Genomic DNA, 19,826 nt, shown 5'->3' with positions numbered 1-19,826 from the left:
ATTTTTCCTGAACGACCTATAATCATTGTAACCGATCCGTTTACGGCATCAATATACAGATGCGGTTTAAGGGTGATATTCCGGCTTTTTTTATCTTTATCTGAAGAAAGAAAGCTGCCCGCTAGAGGATGTGTCGGTTGGTTGTTAAGATGCTGTATTTTTTAGTGTTTTTAAATCTTAGACAGAGATGGAAAGGAGTTTCTGTGCGTCATTCCAGCAGCGCAGCAAGGGTATCATATGACAAACGTTTCGCGGTTGCCGGTCGCTGGCGGCTGTTTGAAACACTGTGCCTGCTGTTTCTGTTGGTGGGATGTAAACCGGCTGCCCTGACGTCAGATCAGGCCCTTGAATTACGTGGTGTCGTGCAGTTAAAAGATGATCAGTTACGTTTCCAGCCCTGTTTTGATACCGGCTGGTGGCCGCTGATTGATGATACTGCTGATGGCAGTGTACAGCGGTTTTATCGCCAGTTAGGCGCTGGCGGATTACCGGTGTACATGGAATTTATTGCTGCTCAGGCTGATGCTCAGAACCGTGTAAGGGTATCTGAGTTACAGGTGGCGGGCGGTACTGAAAGCACTTGTTTCTTCGATTTATCTAATGTCAGCTTCCGGGCAGCCAGCACATCGCCTTACTGGGTGGCTGACATTCAGGAAAATGGTGTCCGGGTACAGAGTGTTGAGCCGCTGGGCAGTTACAGTTTCCCGGTGAGCAGACAGGCGCCTGAAGGCACCAGCACAGAAGGGGTTTCTGCCGGTGGCCGCAGTAATGGCGCACTGAGCAGGGAGCAGACCTTTGCCAGTGTGGTCTCTGCCAAAGGGATTCCGGAGTTTAAAATAGCCCTGAAACCCGGCCGGTGTATTGATCCGGAAAATGGCACCTTGCTGAATTTCCGCGCCAGTATGCTGCTGTATGGCAATGAATACATTGGTTGTGCCCGGCAGGGGGAAGCCACTGAGGATATGGTCAGCGGTTTTTATAAATTCCGTACCGGTAATACCGAAGCGTTATTAAAATTGCATAAAGATGGCCGGGTCAGCCTGGTCCGCCGGCAGCAGAATCATGCGGTCACTGAGCGGGGAACCTGGCAGTTGCTTGAATCCCAGAAGCTGGTGTTAACCATGTCGGATGTGTCCGGCAAGGCGTTTTTGTTAATTTTTAAACGGCTCAACAGGGCCATGTATCAGTTGCAGGGCGGCCGGCTGGGTGAGTTACCGGAAGGGGCACGTTTCCAGCGCTGGATGCAAAGCCCGCTGGTGTGGCGTAACCAGCCGGAGGCTCAACCCCGTGAAACAGCAGAGCCGCAGGTATTATCGGAAGCGGATACAGCAGAGCAGAAAAATCAGTACAGTCAGGAAGTACGGACCTTCAGTTTTGATGCTGTGAAGGTACAGGCAAATGAGCAGCCCGTTCAGGAAATTGAGCTGCTCGAACTGGAATAACCGCTAGCGTTTCATCAGCAAGTCTTTTGCCTGATTAATTTTAGCGGCCAGATAATCACTGCCGCCCCGGTCGGGGTGCATTTTCTGCATCAGCCGGCGGTGGGCTTCAATGATTTCCTGTTCGCTGGCACCTTTCTCCAGCCCCAGAATCTGATAAGCCTCATCGACTTCGCTCAGAGGGGCATCTCCGGTGGGTTGATCGTCGTCCCGCCAGCGGTCACCGAAGCGCTTATCCAGATAGGTTTCCAGCAGGCGGGCTGACTGCTGATCATGCTGGCGGCAATAACTCAGTAACTGCAGAAATTCCTGTTCGGTCATATCGCCCAGTTGGCGGTCTTTCAGCGGGCCTTCCAGCACGGTGCCATACATAATGCCACTGTCGTGATCCAGTTCCATATGCAGGATTGGGGTGTCGACCGCTGAGGTGTTACCCCCCTGACGGTTACGTCTGTTCTGCAGAAAGCGGCCGATAAATGGCAGGAAAGGCCACAGTCGGCGGACAAACGGCAGGGCAACGGCAACAGCAGCCCCCAACCAGTGCAGTTTACCGGCCAGAATCAGATAAAAAATCAGGATGCCGAGAATGAAGATCAGTAACTTTATGTTGGTCTGACGGCGCTGTTGCGGGGATTGCCGGCGGGTCCAGATAAACCACACGGCAAATAACGCGCTGAAAATAAAAAAGTAGACTGGATTCACGGCAGATTCCCGGGTTAATTATTTATGGCCCAGTTGCTGACTGAGACGTTTTACTTCGCCGCCGGCCTGGTCAGCAAAATGTTCCAGTGCCTGACGACCGCCGGCAGCATAAACCGCCACCGCACTCAACAGTGCCCGCAGCTGGGCAACACTGCTGCTGTCAAAACGGCAGTAGGCGCCGTTAGATACTTTGGCCATCTGACGGAACGCCTGGGCAGCGGTTATATCACGGCCTTCGTGAAAAATAAAAATCGGCGTCCCTAATAATCCGACCTGTCCGGCCAGTTGGCAGAGAAAATCCACCGGTTCTTCGACACAGTCGCCGACAAATACCAGTGCCTGTACCGGTTGCTGGCGTACTTCCCGCAGGACATGCTGCAGAAGGCGGGCGATCTGGGTATGGCCGCCGATACAGTGTACGTTACGCATCTGGCTGAGCAGGGCATCCGGGCTGTTCATCCATTCGGACGCGGCGAAGTGATCGAAGCCGGCATAGTGGCAAAGTTGTATTGAGATCCCCCCCAGTGACTGACATTCCAGAAACATCTGATTCTGGATCTGGCAAGCCTGGTCCCAGGTGCGTTCCCGGCTGGCGGTAGCATCCAGTGAAAATATCAGCCGTCCCTGACCGCCGGTATTGATGACTGCCGGACTTTTCTGCACCTGTTCCAGAAAGGCTTCAATTTCCTGATTGCTGGAGGTTCTCTGTGGCAAAGATGACTTGTCTGACATGCGCTGGCTCCGTGATTGTCGGTGCAGGCGGGTTTCCTGCAGGCCTCTCTCAAGTATAGAACGGTGGGATGAAAAGAAGTTTCCCCGGATTTCTTTTCGTCGGGCAGGCTTTCATCACCGAACAGGGTATTGAGTGATTCAGGGCAGTGCAAACCCGGGGCATGGGTTCCCCGGTGTGCGGTATGGATCAGGTGATGCGGAGTTCTGAGATCTGTGGCTGGTTACTGCTGGCGGAATCACCAATATAACGCTGGCGCTTTTTGTCTTTCAGATAGTGCATATCGACCAGCACCAGGCCGTCGATGCAGTTGTTGAAGTCAGCGTCGACGCCAAAATCCAGAAAGCGAACCCCGCCTTCATGGCAGACATCGGCATACTGCTTATAGAGTGTCGGGACGGTAAGGTTCCAGAAATCCATCTGGTGTTTGAGTTCTTTGAAATCGTCTTTGTAGTTATCACCACTGAACAGAGACTGCATTTGTTCCTCTGTGGCAGCATCCGGATGGTAAGAGTTATGGGAAGCGGCAAGGTTTTCCGGGTCCGGGAAGTAGTGCCGGTAAAATCCGACCAGCAGGTCTTTGGCGGCTTTAGGGTAGACATTGCTCAGGCTGACAGGGCCGAACATATAACGCACCTGTGGGTGACGTTTCAGGTAGGCGCCAATGCCATACCAGAGATAATCCAGACTGCGTTTACCCCAGTATTTCGGTTGAACAAAGCTGCGGCCGAGTTCGATACCCTGCTGAAAGTAAGGCTGCATGTTGTCCGAGTAGCTGAACAGGCTGGCACTGTAGAGATGTTGCTGGCTGTTATCGGGCTGCTGCCGCCAGACTTCGGCCAGCCGGTATGCACCTGCGATTTCCAGATTTTCATCGTCCCAGAGTATCAGGTGGCGGTAGTGGGGGTCATAGTGATCAAGGTCCGTCCGTTCTCCGGTACCTTCGCCAACCCGGCGAAATGCTATTTCCCGTAGTCGTCCGATTTCGGCGATGACAGCGGAGTCTGCACGGTAGTCAAACAGGTAGATTTTTTTGTTGTCAGCGGTTTCGCCCAGCAACTCACTGCTGCGCAGTTCCTGTTTCAGGGCTTGCCGGTCCTGCGGATGGCTGATGGTTTTTTCCGTGATGAATAAAGGCTTTTTACCTTTGGCCAGGCGGTAGAGGTGGCGCCTGATCAGCTTTACCCTTTCCCGGTTATTCAGGGGCAGCTTTTCAATCTGGCCGTAAGCAACCGGTTCGCCAATTTTAATCGGCAGTACGGCAGCGTGTTTGTTAAACATTTCATGGGGGAGCAGCACCGAAGACATGCTCCGGTTTAACATGGATAACCCGTAAAACAGTGGTGAGTTTTTCCCGCCGATATATACCGGCAGTACCGGGCTGTTGGTTTGTCGGGCAAAGCGTAAAAAACCACTGTTCCATTTGCTGTCTTTAATACCAGTGAATCCCGCCCGGGAAACCTCGCCGGCGGGAAACACAATGACCGCTTCTTCATTACGCAGTGCTTCACTGATATTGGCGATGTCCTGCTTGCGGGTGGCTTTGCTGATGTTATCGACCGGGAGTAAGACCGGTGACAGCGGTGCAAAGCTTGCCAGCATGTCGTTGGCGATGATTTTTACATCCCGCCTTACTTCGCCGACCAGTTTTATCAGTGCCAGGCCATCTAAAGCGCCCAGCGGGTGGTTGGCGATAATAACCACCCGGCCGCTGGAAGGGATATTCAGGCGGTCTGTGTTACTCAGGCTATAGCTGAAACTGAAGTAATCCAGTACCCGGTCAATAAACTCAAAGCCTTCACAGTGGCTGTGCTGTTCCAGAAAACTGTTAACTTCTGACTCATGGAACAGACGGCGCAGAAAATATAAGGCAGGCCCACGCAGCGGTGCCGGTTTTGTCATGAAAGCGGGGTATTTATCCTGGATTATCTGTTCAACATTGATCACGGAATCTGAACCTTAATCTGCCCGGGGAAGTGGCAAACAATTTATGAGTGTTTGGTGACAGTTCCCTTGCTGATTAATGACATTCCGGTTAAAACCCCCGGAATTTCAGGGGGTACAGTACCTACTTAGGTGAACAGGGGCTTTACAATTGCCTGTCTTGCCTATAGTTTCAAATTAATTGATGCAGTGCGTCGGACGTCATCTTCATTCATTGGGTATTGCTTGTATTGCCGGGGATCCGGCTGAATCAGACGCCAGCATCCAGACTAAGAGTGTCTGCCGGTTTTAGTGGAATAGTTATCCGGATGTAAAGGACACTCCGAAAAGGACTTATTGTGACCTCTGATCTTATTGATACGGATGCTTCACGGTTATTTCAGCAGTTGATCGATGGAGTGGCGAACCTGTATGACGAAGCCTTTTTTCAGGGGCTGGTTAACGGGTTGGCAAAAATACTGGGTGCGGATCTGGCGATGGTGTCTCTGCTGGATCACGAAAACCCGAATAACGCTACCAGCCTTGCTCTGAGTCTGGACGGCGTGCCTGCCGCGAATATCTACTATCGTCTTGAAAATACCCCCTGTTTTGACCTGAAAGGGCGAAAAATCCTTTATATCCCGGATGGTGCCATGATGCGCTATCCCCAGGCAGATATGCTCAACCGGCTGGAAATGGACGGTTATCTTGGCATTCCTCTTTGTGACCATGAAGACCAGCCGATGGGGAATCTTCTGGTTGCATCCCGCGGGCGGCTTAAAGTGCCGTCCGGGCTGATACGTTTATTACCGGTGCTTATCAACCGGGCAGAGTCTGAGCTTACCCGCCTGGGCCTTTCCAGACGCCTGCGTGACAGCAATGATCAGTTACAGCGTATTCAGAGCCTTGCCAGCCTCGGTAGCTGGACACTGGATGTTCAGAGCCGCCAGTTAAACTGTTCTGCACAGGCCCGAAGCCTGTTCGGGCTGCACTCCCAGCGCAGCGCTTTTTTGAGTGATGTACTGGAAAAGCTGTTTACTGAAGACCGCGAACAGCTGCAGGGCCTGACGGAAAAAGTACTGACCCGTAAGCTGGTGGATACCTGTCTGGTACGGCTGAAACATCCCACCGGTTCAACCCGCTGGCTGCATATTCAGGCAGAGCCGGTGGCAGATCCTTTCAAGGAAGTGACCCTGATCAGAGGGATTGTTCAGGACATGACTGAGCTGATTAACAGTCAGAATCAGGTCATTGATAACGAAATGCGTTTCCGGGCACTGGTGGACGCTTCTCCCTACGGCATTATTGAGATCAACCTTGAAGGTGAAGTGATATTTGCCAACCCGAAGGCGCACCAGATATTTGCTTATCCGCCGGATCAGATGGTGGGCAGGCCGATCAGTGAAACCATGCTGTCAGAAGAACGGGAGTACTACAGCCGCAAACTGGGCCGGATGGTAGATGAGTTTCCTCACCTGGATACCTACAGCCGTAAAGGTATCCGCCAAGACGACAGCATCATTGATATTCAGGTCAATATTAACTACCGGCTGAATGAGCAGGGCAAGACCCGTGGCTTTGTCGGATTCATTTCGGATATTACCAGCCGTAACCGCCGGGAACTGAAGTTACGCCAGCTGTCGACGGTGGTTGAACAGAGCCCGTCTGCCATTCTGATTACCAACCAGCAGGGGGTGATCGAATATGTGAATCCGGCGTTTGAAGCCAGCACCGGTTATAAGAGCAAGGTGGCCATCGGAGAAACACCACGGATTCTGAAATCCGGCAAAATGCCGGAGCATATTTATGAAGGCTTATGGGAGAACCTGCATCAGGGACTGCCGTGGCGTGGGGAGTTACTCAATCACCGGGCCAATAAGGAAGAATTCTGGGCACTGACCAGCATTGCACCGATTACCGGCGATGATCAGCAGATCACCCACTATGTCTGCATTATGGAAGATATCACCCGGCATAAGCAGCAGGAACAGCAACTGGCGTTTCAGGCCAAATATGATGCTGTCACCGGGCTGCCGAACCGGATGGTTGCCATGCAGCGCCTCACTAACAGTATCCGGCTGGCGAAAAAACGTGGCACCCATGTGCTGGTTATATTTATCGATCTGGACCACTTTAAACGCATTAATGACAGCTTTGGTCACAGTACCGGTGACCGTTTCCTGGGCAGCGTGGCTGAACTTCTGAAGGAAGCGGTTCGCAGCGAAGATATCATCGCCCGTTTTGGTGGCGATGAGTTCTTGCTGATCATGGATGATATTGAAGACATTGCGGTGGCAGAGCGGATCATTGAAAAAGTACTCCGGGCTTTTAATGCGCCGGTGTACATTGAAGAGCACGAGTTGTTTGTGACGGCATCCCTGGGGGGGGCTGTGTATCCGCAGGATGGCGACAACGCAGAAACCCTGCTGCGTAACGCCGACGCGGCTATGTATATTGCCAAGTCCAGAGGCCGCAACGATTACCACTTCTTTACGCCGGAAATGAATCAGCATGCCCAACAGCAGATGTTGATGGAGACACATCTACAGCGGGCGCTGGAATTTGAAGAAATGAGCCTGCATTTTCAGCCAATTACCTGCAGCCGGCGCAATGAAGTGGTTGCCTGTGAGGTACTGCTTCGCTGGCACAGCCCGGTGCTGTCGAATGTCAGTCCGGATGATTTTATTCCGCTGGCGGAAGACCTGGGCCTGATCAATGAGCTGGGTGAATGGGTGATTGAGCGGGCACTGGAGCAGTATCTGCTCTGGCGCAGTTCACTACCGGATGACTTCCGTATGTGTATCAATGTGTCTCCCAAGCAGTTCCAGAAGAACGGTTTCGCTGACTGGTTACTGGCGTTACTGGAACAGCATCAGTTATCGCCGCAGGTCCTTGAGCTGGAAATTACCGAGGGCTTGTTGCTGAACCGCTGGTCTGAAGTGGATGAGCAGATACAGAAGATTACCGGGGCAGGTATCCGTTTATCCATTGATGATTTCGGCACCGGTTTTGCGTCGATCAGCTATTTACGCCGCTATTCCTTCAATACCCTGAAAATCGACAAGTCTTTTGTCGCAGCTTCACTGACCGATTCAGCCGATGCGGCGCTGATCCGCTCGGTTATTGCCCTGGCGCAGGGGATGGGATTAACCACCGTGGCAGAAGGGGTTGAGACTCCTGAACAGGCGGAGCTTCTGCAGCAGCTTGGCTGTGACAGAATGCAGGGCTTCCTGTACAGCAAACCGGTCAGCCAGGATCATTTCATGCATTTGGTTCACTCATCTGAAAGTGTACAGCCTGCTTAGTAGCCCGTTTATCTGCCTCTCTGGCCATCCTGTTATTCATTTGATGGATCTTTGCCGGAATTTTTCTGGGGCAACTAGCATTCGTGCTGCAAAATTATTATCCTTAAGTCTAAGCGTAACGGTCTTTCTGACAGAAAGGCTAAAGGGATAAACGCTGTTGGTACTGCATACGCAGTGAAATACCAGGATTTCTAAAGGGATGTAGAACTCATCATGAAAAAATTTAATTCCGCTTTTGCTCGTCGTTTAGTCATTTCTCACCTTGTTAATACCATTGAACGCCCCAGTGTACCTGCGCTGATGCAGGAAACCGGCTGGCCGCGCCGTACCATTCAGGATGTCATTAAGGCGATTCCGGGGCTGGGCATTAAAATTCACTTCAAACAGGATGGCCGCAGAAATAACGATGGCTATTATGTGATTGATAACTGGGGCCCGTTCGATCCGTCCTGGGTGGGTAATCACCTGAAGTCGCTGGAGTCTTCTTTACGGCGTCAGTAAAGGGTTTTAGAACCGCTCAAGACTCAGATAAAATCCCGATGAAAACAGTGCACAGCTAAAACGCTCTGCACTGTTTTTTTATACAGTAAGTTGCATTACACTTAGCCCATCAGTTCTGATTGTGTAACGTAATTTATGTCTGACGAACAAGGGACATCAGGCCCGCAACGAAAAATCATCCACTGTGACTGCGACTGTTTTTTTGCCGCTGTTGAAATGCGCGATGATCCTTCCCTGAGAGATATACCCATTGCCATTGGTGGTTCGTCAGACCGCAGAGGCGTTATCTCCACCTGTAATTATCCGGCCCGTGAGTTCGGCATCCATTCGGCGATGTCGACTGCCAAGGCGCTGATGAAGTGCCCACATTTGCATTTGCTGCCTGGTAATATGGAAAAATACCGTCAGGCATCCCAGCAGATTATGGCCATTTATCAGGATTACACCGACCTGATTGAACCCCTGTCTCTGGATGAAGCCTTTCTGGATGTGACCGGATCAGCCCATTGTGGCGGCAGTGCCACCCGCATTGCTGAAGAAATCCGTGCCCGGGTATTCGCGGAAGTAGGCATCACTATTTCTGCCGGGGTGGCGGGGAATAAGTTTCTGGCTAAGATCGCCAGTGACTGGCGTAAACCGGATGGCCTGTTTGTGGTGCCGCCCCATGAGATGGAGACGTTTATTGAAACCCTGCCGGTGGCCAAGATCTTCGGTGTGGGTAAGGTAACCGCGGCAAAACTTCATGAGATGGGCATTGAGACCTGTGGCCAGCTAAAGCAGTTTTCCCTGGCGCAGCTGGTGGATCGTTTCGGCCGTTTCGGCAAACGGTTATACGAGCTCTCCCGGGGAATCGATGAGCGGCCGGTGAAGGTATCTCGTGAACGTAAGTCGGTGAGTGTTGAGCATACCTATCCGCAGGATCTGCAGGACCTGAATGCCTGTTTACAGCAGTTACCGGTGCTGATGCAGGAATTGCAGCGCCGTTATCATAAACACAAAGATAAACGGGATATTAGCGGGGCAGTTGTGAAGCTGAAATTTCATGACTTTTCGCAAACCACCGTTGAGCAAGCGACACCGACACCCAATCTCGCACTTTACCGGCATTTATGTGAACAGGCCTGGCTACGGGGAGAACGTCCGGTTCGGCTGATCGGTCTGGGGTACCGGCTGGTGGAACATAAGCCCCGGCAGGGGGTACAGCTCAGCCTGTTTGACTGAACAGGCAGGGCTTTGCAACCTGGCAGGGCAATGACGTGCAAGCATATGACACCAGTGAATAATGGTTGTCATATTTTCATGCTTAAATCCTTTGGCTAATTTCAATTGGCGCTGTCCTTGCGGTGTCGCGATGTTATATAATCCTGCGCCTTTCTTGCGTCATTTGTACCCGAACAGCCCGGTTTAGCCGGTTCGCTGTCGCTACAGATGTAATTAATTTTCCCGGAGCACATAAATTCTATGCTGCAATTGTTAGTTAAGCGTTCACAGAGCCTGAAAGCTGATGTTCTTTCCGGCCTTACTGTTGCTCTGGCCCTGGTGCCGGAAGCAGTCGCCTTTGCCTTCGTGGCAGGCGTAGAACCGTTGGTTGGCTTATATGCTGCCTTCATGGTTGGTCTGATTACTGCCACGATTGGTGGCCGTCCGGGCATGATTTCCGGTGCCACAGGGGCACTGGCGGTTGTGATGGTCAGCCTGGTAGCCATGCACGGGGTGGAATATCTGTTTGCCACCGTGGTGCTGATGGGGATATTCCAGATACTCGCTGGGGTATTCCGGCTGGGTAAATTTATCCGCATGGTGCCTTATCCGGTGATGCTCGGTTTCGTGAATGGTCTGGCGATAGTGATCTTCCTGGCGCAGATGAAACAGTTCCAGATGCTGGATGATGACGGCAATCTGGTCTGGCTGCAGGGTGACCAGATGATGATGATGCTGGGGCTGATTGCCCTGACCATGGCGATCATCCACTTCCTGCCGAAGCTGACTAAGGCATTGCCGTCCACACTGGTGGCGATTATCACCGTGACCGCACTGGTAATTGGTCTGGATCTGGATGCCCGTACCGTACAGGACGTACTGGCTGACATGACTGGCGATCCAATGGCGTCTATCGCCGGTGGCCTGCCACAGTTCCATATTCCGATGGTGCCAATCACCTTTGAGACCTTGCGTATTATCGTGCCTTACGCTCTGATTCTGGCGGCTATCGGTCTGATTGAATCACTGCTGACGTTGACGCTGATTGACGAAATCACAGAAACCCGTGGCCGTGGTAACAAAGAATGTGTCGGCCAGGGCGTTGCCAACGTGGCGACCGGCTTCTTTGGCGGTATGGGTGGTTGCGCCATGATCGGCCAGAGTATGATCAACATCAGCTCCGGTGGTACCGGCCGTGCTTCAGGTATTTCTGCCGCGCTGTTCCTGTTGACGTTCATCCTGATCGGCTCCAGCTGGATCGAAATTATCCCGGTTGCGGCGCTGGTTGGCGTGATGTTTATCGTGGTAATCGGTACCTTTGAATGGGCCAGTTTGCGCCTGATCAACAAGATTCCACGGGCTGATATTTTCGTGGTAATCACGGTGACGGTAGTTACGGTACTGACGGATCTGGCGATTGCGGTTATTGTCGGTGTGATTGTGTCTGCGCTGGTATTTGCCTGGAACCATGCGAAAAATATGCGCGTGGAAACCAGTCTGGAAAACAACGGTTACCTGAAAATTTATGAGCCAAACGGCCCGTTATTCTTCAGCTCTGTACAGAATTTCCGTGATCAGTTCACTCCGCGTTACGATCCGCAGGAAGTCATTATCGACTTTAAAAACTGCCGGGTAATGGATCACTCAGGTATCGAGGTTATTGATTCCCTGGTGGAACGTTACCAGAAAGGCGGTATCGATATTCACCTGCGCCACCTCAGCCCGGAATGTATCCGGTTGCTGGAAAAAGCTGGCAGTGCAGTTGAAATCAACCGCGCAGAAGATCCTCAGTACAAAGTGGCGGACGACAAGTTAGCCTGATTCTGCGACTGACAAATATAAACGCCGGCTTTTTAGCCGGCGTTTTTGTCTTCGTTGCCGCCATCCGGAAAAAGGTGTGCTGGCGTGATATATCCCGTTAATCTGGCTTTGCAATCAGCGCCGGGTTTTGAAATAGTGGCCGGGTTTTAACTGGTTATTGTCAGATAAGAGGTGAGCATAGCGATGCTGGAACTGGAATTTATATTTGCCTATATCGCCCTGGGTTCAGTGGTCGGTGTGCTGGCGGGGCTGCTCGGTATCGGTGGTGGTCTGCTGATGGTGCCGGCGCTGACCAGTCTGTTTATCTGGCAGGGCTACCCACTGGAGCAGGTGGTCCATCTGGCACTGGGTACTTCAATGGCGTCTATCGTTTTGACCTCGGTTTCCAGTATGCGGGCCCATAACCGCCGGGGCGGGGTGATCTGGCCGGTGGTGAAGAATATCTCCCCGGGGATTGTGTTGGGGGCGTTTCTGGCGACCTTCCTGGCGGCCTCATTAAGCGGTGTATTTCTGGCGGTATTTTTCGCCTGCTTCCTGGTGTTTGTCTCCATCCAGATGTTCCTCAACAAGAAGCCCAAACCAAGCCGCTCAATTCCCGGATTCGCGGGGCTGTTCTCTGCCGGTACCGGCATTGGCGGGTTTTCTGCGCTGGTATCCATTGGCGGCGGTACCCTGACAGTGCCGTATCTGACCTGGCATAACGTCGATGTAAAACAGGCGATCGGCACCTCGGCAGCCATCGGTTTACCCATCTCACTGGCGGGCACTGTCGGCTATCTGATTAACGGTTGGTCGGTGGATATTAATGGCTGGCTGATCTTCGGTTTTGTGAACCTGCCGGCGGTGGTGCTGATTTCCGCACTGAGCTTCACCACGGCGCCGTTAGGTGCCAAACTGGCTCACAGCCTGCCGGTACCGGTACTGAAAAAAGGCTTTGCGATACTGTTGCTGGTGCTGGCCGCACGGATGTTGCTGTCAGTTACCTGAGGGCTTAACGTGCAGACAATAAAAAACCGGCCAATGAGCCGGTTTTTTTGTGTCTGAATAACAGGGGCTTACTTGGCCGCCAGTGCTTCACCTTCAAACTGAATACCTGCCCAGCCGTATTCCATGAAGTTACGGATGTTGCCGTGATCGGTGCCTTCCGGGTTTTTCAGTACATCTTCACGGTAGAAACGGCCGAAGCAGTTCAGGGTTTGCTGTTCGCTGAGTTTGTTCAGGCCGGCGAATGCAAAGATCTTACAGGAGCCTTCATTGGTACCGGCTTCATTGACAACCGGATTGTCGCCCAGGCCGTTCATGAAACGGGTTGGGGTGTAGTTATAGTGCTGTTCAATAACAGCCATGGTGTCTTCAAAATCCATCTGTACTGCGTTGTTGAGATTCTGGATGAAGGTGTTCAGATCCATGGGGTGCTCCTATGCAAAGTTTGTCCTGATTGTACGGTTAACTCTGTCGGCTTAGAAGCGTAAAACTGTAGATTTTTCAGTTTATTAAGACCAAAGGGGAAGAGGTCCGGCGGGGCCTGAAAAGCCCTGCCGGATGTAAGGATTTACAACAGATCAGCGGAAGGCCAGATCCCGTGGCCACAGGGCAATTTCCGGGAAGGCCATCATCAGCACCGTGACCACAAATAGGATGATCAGGAACGGGTGGATGCCGCGGATAACCTCAACAAACGGCCGGCGGAATACCGCAACGGCGGTAAAGATGTTACAGCCGAACGGTGGGGTTGCCGCGCCGATGGCTACCTGCAGGGTGATCATGACACCCACCAATACCGGGTCCAGTCCGGTGGCTTTTACCAGCGGTGCAAAGATCGGTACCAGAATCAGGATCACCACGATGGAGTCCACAAACATACAGCCCACAAAGAAGGCGATGTTGATGGCGATCAGGGTGGTGATAACGCCGGCACCTTCAAGGCCCAGTGAGGCAATGATTTGCTGGGGAATCTGCGCATAAGACAGCACCCAGGAGAAGGCTGCACCGGCAGCAATCAGAATGAACACCACCGAGGTCACCGCACCGGTCGACAGGGCGATGTCGGCGACATCCTTCAGGTTGATCGAGCGGAATATGCACAGTTCCAGTATCAGGGCGTATAGCACACAGATAGCTGCTGCTTCTGTCGGGCTGAAGATGCCGCCATAGATACCACCTACCACGATCAGCGGGAAACCTGCCGGCCACATTGCCCGGCGCAGTGCAGTTAAACGCTGAGACCAGTTGGCTTTCGGTTCTACCGGAATATTGTGGCGTCTGGCGTACCAGATGCAGTACATGGAGAACAGCACGATGATCAGCAGTCCCGGGCCAAGACCGGCAATGAACAGTTCAGAGATTGAGGTGCCGGAGATTACTCCGTAAATGATCATGCCGATGGACGGCGGGATCAGGTAGGCAAGGTCCGCTGCGTTGATGATCAGGCCGATTGAAAACGAGTCGTTGTAGCCGGCTTTGAGCATCCGCGGGCGCATCGCGCCACCAATCGCAACCACGGTTGCCTGGGTGGAGCCACAGACCGCACCGAACATGGCGCAGGCGGTGGTGACGGATACCGCCAGACCACCCCGGATGTGACCCATAAAGCGCATCACAACATCCACCAAACGGTCTGCGGAATGGCCTCGGGTGATGATATCCGCCGCCAGAATAAACATTGGGACGGCAATCAGAGCCGAAGGTTTAACACCACCGATCATCTGCTGGATGACCAGTTGCAGACTCAGGTCCGGATAGTAGATTGCAAATGCCAGTACTGCCGCACACAGCAGGGGCATCATCATTGGGAATCCTGCCAGTAACAGGACCAGCATTACGCCGAGCATCATTAACGTCATGATTTAGCCTCCTGTGTGTCTGGCTGGGGATCATTACCACCGCTGGTCTGGCAGCGCTGGATTGCATCGGTAATTTCCGGATCGTCGTAGGTATCAACCGTGGTGTACGAGATGTAGACGGTTTCATCCTGCAAATCGAGGTTCTTAATGGCTGTCAGCAGGTACTGAATGGCGCCGATCAGCAGGCCCAGTGCGACCCATACGTAGGTCAGATACAGCGGGAACTGCAGTGCCGGAGTCACCCGGCCGCGGCGGGCAATTTTCTGGACATATTCAAAGGCATACCAGGCCAGTACGAACATCATAATGGCTGTCAGCAGGGCAATGACTACCATGAATATTTTCTGCCAGCGGGGGGCGAGCATGTCATAGAAGGCAGACATCCGGATGTGTTTGCCTTTACGGGTAATGTAGCCCAGACCCATGAAGGTGATGATCACGATGAGGAACTGATTCAGCTCATCGGAGAAGTATAAGCTCTGGTTAAACACGTAACGGCCGAAGACGTTAGCGATAGAGTTGGTTGCCATGGCGATGATGGCGATGCTGAGGATGCAGGCTTCAATACGGCCAATCCAGATATCAAGCCGTGTCAGCATGCTGGCAAGAACTTGGGACATAAGACGCTCCCGGGAACAGCTAGAGTGAGACCGGATAACAGCGGGCACTGCTGTTACCCGGAGAGTGCTACCGACCGGTGTTATAGCCGGCCGGTAAGGGTGGGACGCTTATTGTGCGTTAACTTCGGCAAGCAGGTCCTGAAGCAGCTTCTGGCCACGTTCACCGGCAATGTCAGTGAAGGCCGCGTGAGTATTGCTGCTGCGCTCACGGAATACTGCCTGTTCTTCCGGACTCAGCTTAACAAACTGGATACCAGGCTTGGCTGCTTTGATTTTTTCCAGTTTTTCCTGGTTGAAGCGGGTCACAACATCATCAATGAAGCCACGCATTTCAGTCATGGTTTCGGTGATCAGCTGCTGCTTCTCAGGCGTCAGGGTTTCGTACCAGTCAGTACCGGAAACGATGGTTGTTACCAGTTCCTGTTCACCCGCCCAGATCATGTAGTCGGTTACTTCGTAGAACTTCATCTCTTCGATGGTTGGAACCGGGTTAATCTGGCCGTCAACGATCTTCAACTGCAGTGCACCGTATACTTCACCGAATGGCAGAGGCGTCGGGTTGGCACCCAGATCTTCATAGGCCTTCAGCAGGATAGGGGATACCATTACCCGCATTTTGAAGTTGTCCAGATCAGCAGGCTTACGGACTTCTTTATTGGTCGTCCAGACCTGTGGGCCTTCAGAGTACATGGTGTGAAGTTTCAGACCTTTGCTGGCGAAGTCTTCGCCCAGGTCGTTGTAGATAACCTTGCTGGTGGTCAACATTTCGGAAATGGCTGCCGGCTCAGAAGGCAGGGTATAAGGCAGCAGGAATACCTGAGATTCAGGCACGATGGTACCCAGGTTACCGACGGATACGTTGGCGAAGTGCACCACGCTGTCGGCGGTCTGCTCAACCATTTCGGTTGGCGTACCCAGAGAACCCAGCGGGTAAACATTTACAGTAATGTCGCCGTTGGTTTTGGTTTCAATTTTACGCTTAAACTCCTGGGCGTAGGCATCCATGATGGAACCCGGAATCTCTTCAATGGCGAACTTCCACTCTTCTGCCTGGGACAGTACCGGCAGCATGGCAACAGTGGCAGTAACCGCCAGATTTTTTAACCCTTTCTTTAGCTTGAACATCTTACAGGCCTCGCTTCGTAGCATTTATTATTGTTTGCGAAATCGGTCATAAATCATGTGATTCACAATCAGTATTGCAAAAGTATATGCATTGAAAAATACAATATTGACTATGTATACATCACAAAAATTGATGTAAATTGTGTTCTTCAGACTGATAAGGAGCGGATTATGGCGCAGTATTCAATGAAACACATGCAGACTTTCTGCACCGTGGTGGAATGTGGCGGTTTTGTCAGTGCACAGGCCGCTCTGGGGATGAGCCAGCCGGCAATCAGCACCCATATCCGGGATTTTGAGATCCGTCTGGGCTTCCAGTTATGCCAGCGGGGGCGTAGCGGTTTTAACCTGACGGAGAAGGGCGAGCTGGTATACGCCAAGTGCCGCAGCATGCTGAATAACGTGTCAGATTTTGAAGCGGATCTCGGCGAACTGCGTAATAAGCTGACCGGAACCCTGCGGATCGGTCTGATCGATACCACCATCAGTAATCAGGACTTTCCGATCAACGCGGCGTTGCAACGTTTCTTCAGCCGGGATAACGATGTATCTATTAAGCTGGAGGTTCTGCCCCCGGAGGATCTTGAACGTGACCTGCTCAATGGCCATATCCATGTAGGCATCGGCCCGTTTCAGCGCCGGGACACTACCCTGACGTATCGTCTGTTACATAAAGAAGCTCACGGGTTTTACTGTGGCCAGCATCATCCGCTGTTTGAGCTGCCGGCGGCAGATATCAGTTGGGAAACCTTGCAGCAGTATCCGGTATCCACCCGGGCGTATTTGCAGCAGACAGACCTTCCGGGTATCCAGAACACTGCTTTTGTCACCAACATGGAGGCCCAGGCAATGCTGATTACCAGTGGGCATTTTATGGGCTACCTGCCGGAGCATTATGCCCAGGCCTGGGTCGACAGCGGTGAGATGCGGGCCATTGATCATCTCAATCTTGAACACCATTCTTCGTTCTATCTGGCGATGCGTGCTTCCCCTGCGGTGCGTAACATTGTGAAGGTTTTTGTGAAAGATATTGAGGACGTTCTGGGTCTGGAAGAAGAATAGATACATAATAAATACAAATATAAGCATCATAACTTTCATATTTTTTGATGCTAGGTTCTTTGTAATACTCCTCTGAATCCCCCGGTTAAAACAACATAAAGGGGGCAATGTTAGCAGCGGGAGTACCTATCTCCTGTTGTATTGAGCCGCAGTGGTTGCTGAACAGGAGTAAATAAAGATGAGCGATAATGCTTACGAGAAAGGCCGGCTGAACCTGCCGTTTGTCGGATTCTGTACCTTTGCCAAAAGTCCTACCTGTGAAGACTGGGACAACATTCAGGGTGATGTTGCATTTATGGGGGCACCGTTTGACTGCGGTACCCAGTGGCGTTCCGGAGCCCGTATGGGACCCCGTTCGGTCCGTGAGGCGTCTACGCTGTTTTCTTTTGGTCACGGTGGTGCGTATTCCTATGAGGAAGACACCATGTATCTGGAAGGCGTAAAAATTGTTGATATCGGTGACGCGGATATCGTGCATACCGATACGGTAAAGAGCCACGCTAACATCGAATACGGTGTGCGTAAGATGCTGGAAGCGGGTGTGTTGCCGGTGACTGTCGGCGGCGATCACTCGGTCAACGCGCCATGTATCAAGGCGTTTGAAGAATATGCCAATAAAGGCCCGATCCACATTATTCAGATCGATGCTCACCTGGACTTTGTAGACGAGCGTCACGGTGTACGTTATGGCCACGGTAACCCGATGCGCCGTGCGTCTGAACAGAGCTACATCAGCGGTATGACTCAGCTGGGTATCCGTAACGTATCTTCTTCCAACCGTACTGACCACAAACTGGCGGAAGAAGCCGGTTCCACTATTTTGTCTGTACGTGACGTGCGCCGTCTGGGTCTGGAAGGCGTAATGAAGCTGATTCCTAAAGACGTGAACTACTACATCACCATCGATATCGACGGTTTTGACCCGTCAATCGCACCGGGTACCGGTACGCCAAGCCACGGCGGTTTCCAGTATTACGAAGTGATGGAAGTACTGCAGCAGGTTGCCCAGCAAGGTGAAGTTGTGGGCATCGACCTGTGTGAAGTAGCACCGGACTACGACCAGACCGGTACTACCAGTATCCTGGCGGCGCAGGTTCTGCTGAACCTGCTGGGTTACGTATTCCATGCCCGTGCTCAGCGTGCCGAACAGGCTGGCTGACACACTTAAGGCTTCTGTACCTTCGTGTGCAGAAGCCTGATCTCCGATAGATTCCAAACACCTTAGCGCACAGTGCGGACCTACTCCGGTGAGTTGAACCGGGGGCGCTGTGCGTCTTTTTTCTGCCTGCCTACCGACAATATACCCGGGCATCCCGCGGGGTATAAATCCCCAGTGTGATAAAGCCCAGGAAGCCATTGACGAATGTTTCCTGTGTTTCAACTTTGATGACCTTGTCTGCACCGCCGCAGATTTCAGCGGCATTGGTGGATTTCTCCTGGCCGATACCGTTAATGAAGAATACCTGTGAGTCTTCAGTCTGAGGCGGGGCTTGAGTTGTACCGTTAATGTTAAATGTCTGAGTTGAGCAGCCGCTGATGAAAGCAGCGGCGGTTAGCGCCAGTAAGATTTTATTCATGTTTTGTCCCGTTCCCGGATTAGCGTTTCAGTAACGGGCACAGTGTAACGACAGGCGGAAAGGAACATTGTAAGGCTTTGTACAGAACCGGTAAGGAACTGTAGGGCTTGCTGTTGTTGGCAGGTTTGGCTGTTAAGGCTTTTTCTCTGCGATGATTTCATGCACCTGAATGGCACCGTTTTTAAGGTTGCTCAGCAGGTTGGTTGCCATCTGAGGGAAGCGCGTACCGAATATCATCTGCGGTGACAGTGCAGCAGATGTTGCTGTTGTATCTGCTTCTTTCCGGCTTTGCTGTTGTCGCCATTCGAGGGCTTCGGCGGACCAGTTCTTTTGAGATATGACGGTAAAGCCGGCGGCTTCTGACTGGCTGAGTAATGCCTCTGCCCGGATCAGATGGCTGTCGTCTTCATCACTGGCCCAGGGCACCGGGAATATGATTGCCTGGTCCGGATTACCCCGAAACACTTCATGCAGAATCAGTTTGCCATCGGGTTTAAGTACCCGGTAACACTCCGCGAGGCAGCGTTGCGGAGCTGGCATATTGAGCAGGCTGTGTTGCAGGATCACCGCATCAAACTGATTGTCAGCCATGGCCAGTTGCTGGCCATCGCCGGTCAGAACGCTGGCCCGGCCGGCATGGCATGAATTGAGGCACAGGCTGTTCAGCTCCCGGTTCAGCTGGCTGAAACCGGGAGTGATATCCAGTGTGGTGTAGTGCAGCGCAGAGTGTTTTGGTAGCAGGCTGATACACAGGCGTTGTAAGCCGCCCAGCCCGGCACCGATTTCCAGAATTTCACAGGGAATGCCGGGATCAGTTTCCAGATTGCCCAGCAGTTTTTTACTGGCCCGAATGCCACCAATGTGAAGCTGGTCGATGCCTGCTAACTGGTGGGGCAGTGCACCCTCGGGAAAAGCAGCTTTTACCCGGCACAACAGTTCTGCCGGGTTAAGCTGTTCACTGTAGTGGCTGGCAACCAT

17 protein-coding genes are annotated in these 19,826 nt (G+C 52.3%); 8 read left to right on the top strand and 9 right to left on the bottom strand.

Going from position 1 to position 19,826, the window contains the following annotated elements; genetic code table 11:
* The first annotated feature begins 203 nt into the window (after positions 1-203).
* A complete protein-coding gene (locus JYB63_RS06370) occupies positions 204-1,442 on the top strand; it encodes a hypothetical protein (RefSeq protein ID WP_205656935.1) in 1,239 nt (412 codons plus the stop codon).
* Positions 1,443-1,445: 3 nt separating this feature from the next.
* Here the strand turns inward: JYB63_RS06370 and JYB63_RS23620 are convergent, their stop codons facing one another.
* The 3 genes from JYB63_RS23620 to olsF form a co-directional block, all read right to left on the bottom strand.
* On the bottom strand, positions 1,446-2,141 hold the full coding sequence (locus JYB63_RS23620; RefSeq protein ID WP_336510856.1) for a DnaJ domain-containing protein: 696 nt from the start codon (positions 2,139-2,141) through the stop codon (positions 1,446-1,448).
* Positions 2,142-2,159: 18 nt separating this feature from the next.
* Positions 2,160-2,873: a VWA domain-containing protein gene (locus tag JYB63_RS06360; protein WP_205656934.1), complete on the bottom strand. Its 714-nt coding sequence runs from the start codon at positions 2,871-2,873 to the stop codon at positions 2,160-2,162.
* A gap of 187 nt (positions 2,874-3,060) precedes the next feature.
* Positions 3,061-4,818 carry a bifunctional ornithine lipid synthase OlsF gene (gene olsF, locus JYB63_RS06355; protein ID WP_336510855.1) on the bottom strand — a complete coding sequence of 586 codons (1,758 nt, stop codon included), beginning with the start codon at positions 4,816-4,818 and terminating at the stop codon, positions 3,061-3,063.
* Positions 4,819-5,153: 335 nt separating this feature from the next.
* Here olsF and JYB63_RS06350 point away from each other — a divergent pair, with 335 nt between their 5' ends.
* The 5 genes from JYB63_RS06350 to JYB63_RS06330 all read left to right on the top strand — a co-directional run bounded on the left by JYB63_RS06350 (position 5,154) and on the right by JYB63_RS06330 (position 12,608).
* The gene (locus tag JYB63_RS06350) at positions 5,154-8,099 is read left to right on the top strand and encodes an EAL domain-containing protein (protein ID WP_205656933.1); all 2,946 of its coding nucleotides are present in this window, start codon (positions 5,154-5,156) and stop codon (positions 8,097-8,099) included.
* A gap of 213 nt (positions 8,100-8,312) precedes the next feature.
* Positions 8,313-8,600 (top strand): helix-turn-helix domain-containing protein, encoded by a 288-nt coding sequence (locus JYB63_RS06345; protein WP_205656932.1) that lies wholly within the window; start codon positions 8,313-8,315, stop codon positions 8,598-8,600.
* 135 nt (positions 8,601-8,735) lie between these two features.
* Entirely contained in the window at positions 8,736-9,821 is a 1,086-nt protein-coding gene (gene dinB / locus JYB63_RS06340) for a DNA polymerase IV (protein WP_205656931.1), read from the top strand.
* 240 nt (positions 9,822-10,061) lie between these two features.
* Positions 10,062-11,621, top strand: a complete 1,560-nt coding sequence (locus tag JYB63_RS06335; RefSeq protein ID WP_205656930.1) for a SulP family inorganic anion transporter — start codon at positions 10,062-10,064, stop codon at positions 11,619-11,621.
* A gap of 183 nt (positions 11,622-11,804) precedes the next feature.
* On the top strand, positions 11,805-12,608 hold the full coding sequence (locus JYB63_RS06330) for a sulfite exporter TauE/SafE family protein (RefSeq protein WP_243431810.1): 804 nt from the start codon (positions 11,805-11,807) through the stop codon (positions 12,606-12,608).
* Positions 12,609-12,676: 68 nt separating this feature from the next.
* Here the strand turns inward: JYB63_RS06330 and JYB63_RS06325 are convergent, their stop codons facing one another.
* From JYB63_RS06325 to dctP, 4 genes are all read right to left on the bottom strand, one after another.
* Positions 12,677-13,030: a HopJ type III effector protein gene (locus tag JYB63_RS06325; protein WP_205656929.1), complete on the bottom strand. Its 354-nt coding sequence runs from the start codon at positions 13,028-13,030 to the stop codon at positions 12,677-12,679.
* Between the two features lie 153 nt (positions 13,031-13,183).
* A complete protein-coding gene (locus JYB63_RS06320) occupies positions 13,184-14,464 on the bottom strand; it encodes a TRAP transporter large permease (RefSeq protein ID WP_205656928.1) in 1,281 nt (426 codons plus the stop codon).
* The gene (locus JYB63_RS06315) at positions 14,461-15,084 is read right to left on the bottom strand and encodes a TRAP transporter small permease (RefSeq protein ID WP_205656927.1); all 624 of its coding nucleotides are present in this window, start codon (positions 15,082-15,084) and stop codon (positions 14,461-14,463) included. Before JYB63_RS06315 ends, JYB63_RS06320 begins: the two co-directional genes overlap by 4 nt.
* 108 nt (positions 15,085-15,192) lie before the next feature.
* Positions 15,193-16,209 carry a TRAP transporter substrate-binding protein DctP gene (gene dctP / locus JYB63_RS06310; protein WP_205656926.1) on the bottom strand — a complete coding sequence of 339 codons (1,017 nt, stop codon included), beginning with the start codon at positions 16,207-16,209 and terminating at the stop codon, positions 15,193-15,195.
* 171 nt (positions 16,210-16,380) lie between these two features.
* Between dctP and JYB63_RS06305 the strand changes: the two genes are divergently transcribed.
* Together JYB63_RS06305 and speB are read left to right on the top strand one after the other, a co-directional pair.
* Complete coding sequence (locus JYB63_RS06305; protein ID WP_243431809.1) at positions 16,381-17,271, top strand: LysR family transcriptional regulator; 891 nt, start codon at positions 16,381-16,383, stop codon at positions 17,269-17,271.
* A gap of 178 nt (positions 17,272-17,449) precedes the next feature.
* Complete coding sequence (gene speB, locus JYB63_RS06300; protein WP_205656925.1) at positions 17,450-18,430, top strand: agmatinase; 981 nt, start codon at positions 17,450-17,452, stop codon at positions 18,428-18,430.
* A 130-nt stretch (positions 18,431-18,560) separates the two neighbouring features.
* Here speB and JYB63_RS06295 read toward each other — a convergent pair whose 3' ends face one another.
* Entirely contained in the window at positions 18,561-18,848 is a 288-nt protein-coding gene (locus tag JYB63_RS06295) for a Bor family protein (RefSeq protein WP_205656924.1), read from the bottom strand.
* Positions 18,849-18,980: 132 nt separating this feature from the next.
* On the bottom strand, positions 18,981-19,826 hold the full coding sequence (locus JYB63_RS06290; RefSeq protein WP_205656923.1) for a class I SAM-dependent methyltransferase: 846 nt from the start codon (positions 19,824-19,826) through the stop codon (positions 18,981-18,983).

This window comes from Aliamphritea spongicola (assembly GCF_017051665.1).
GTDB classification, from domain to species: domain Bacteria; phylum Pseudomonadota; class Gammaproteobacteria; order Pseudomonadales; family Balneatricaceae; genus Amphritea; species Amphritea spongicola.
Note: the sequence above shows the minus strand (reverse complement) of the source record. Positions and strands in the feature narration are given on the sequence as shown.

Excerpts from the sequence above, each read along its gene's own strand:
- JYB63_RS06360 (WP_205656934.1), bottom strand. The coding sequence starts at position 2,873 with ATGTCAGACAAGTCATCTTTGCCACAGAGAACCTCCAGCAATCAGGAA.
- JYB63_RS06345 (WP_205656932.1), top strand. The coding sequence starts at position 8,313 with ATGAAAAAATTTAATTCCGCTTTTGCTCGTCGTTTAGTCATTTCTCAC.
- dinB (WP_205656931.1), top strand. The coding sequence starts at position 8,736 with ATGTCTGACGAACAAGGGACATCAGGCCCGCAACGAAAAATCATCCAC.
- JYB63_RS06335 (WP_205656930.1), top strand. The coding sequence starts at position 10,062 with ATGCTGCAATTGTTAGTTAAGCGTTCACAGAGCCTGAAAGCTGATGTT.
- JYB63_RS06330 (WP_243431810.1), top strand. The coding sequence starts at position 11,805 with ATGCTGGAACTGGAATTTATATTTGCCTATATCGCCCTGGGTTCAGTG.
- JYB63_RS06325 (WP_205656929.1), bottom strand. The coding sequence starts at position 13,030 with ATGGATCTGAACACCTTCATCCAGAATCTCAACAACGCAGTACAGATG.
- JYB63_RS06320 (WP_205656928.1), bottom strand. The coding sequence starts at position 14,464 with ATGACGTTAATGATGCTCGGCGTAATGCTGGTCCTGTTACTGGCAGGA.
- JYB63_RS06315 (WP_205656927.1), bottom strand. The coding sequence starts at position 15,084 with ATGTCCCAAGTTCTTGCCAGCATGCTGACACGGCTTGATATCTGGATT.
- dctP (WP_205656926.1), bottom strand. The coding sequence starts at position 16,209 with ATGTTCAAGCTAAAGAAAGGGTTAAAAAATCTGGCGGTTACTGCCACT.
- JYB63_RS06305 (WP_243431809.1), top strand. The coding sequence starts at position 16,381 with ATGGCGCAGTATTCAATGAAACACATGCAGACTTTCTGCACCGTGGTG.
- speB (WP_205656925.1), top strand. The coding sequence starts at position 17,450 with ATGAGCGATAATGCTTACGAGAAAGGCCGGCTGAACCTGCCGTTTGTC.
- JYB63_RS06295 (WP_205656924.1), bottom strand. The coding sequence starts at position 18,848 with ATGAATAAAATCTTACTGGCGCTAACCGCCGCTGCTTTCATCAGCGGC.
- JYB63_RS06290 (WP_205656923.1), bottom strand. The coding sequence starts at position 19,826 with ATGGTTGCCAGCCACTACAGTGAACAGCTTAACCCGGCAGAACTGTTG.